1 protein-coding gene is annotated in these 409 nt (G+C 66.5%); it reads left to right on the forward strand.

The window, feature by feature from the left end; translation table 11 throughout:
• On the forward strand, window positions 1-409 hold a 409-nt coding region (locus C492_RS17100; RefSeq protein ID WP_008425924.1), incomplete at both ends, for a thiolase family protein.

Consider the following 409-nt stretch of genomic DNA (forward strand, 5'->3'; position numbering starts at 1 on the left):
TCGAGTCGCCGATCGTGGCCGACCCGCTGCGGCTGTACGACTTCTGTCCGATCACCGACGGCTCCGCCGCGTTGCTGCTGTGCCCCGAGTCGGTCGCCGAGGAGTACGCCGACGAGTACGTCGTCATCTCCGGAATCGACGGAGCGACGGACACCCACGTGGTTCACGAACGGGAGGACCCCACGGTGATGGGCGGAGTCGTCGAGAGCGGGGAAGGCGCCTACGAGATGAGCGGGTACGGGCCCGACGACGTCGATGTCGCGGAGCTGCACGACATGTTCACGATTCTGGAGTTCCTCCAGATGGAAGGGCTCGGGTTCGCCGAGCAGGGCGAAGCCTGGAAGCTCGTCGAGGACGGGTACACGGAGCGCGACGGCGAGTTGCCGATCAACACCTCGGGCGGGCTCAA

Source organism: Natronococcus jeotgali DSM 18795 (assembly GCF_000337695.1).
Taxonomy (GTDB): Archaea; Halobacteriota; Halobacteria; order Halobacteriales; family Natrialbaceae; genus Natronococcus; species Natronococcus jeotgali.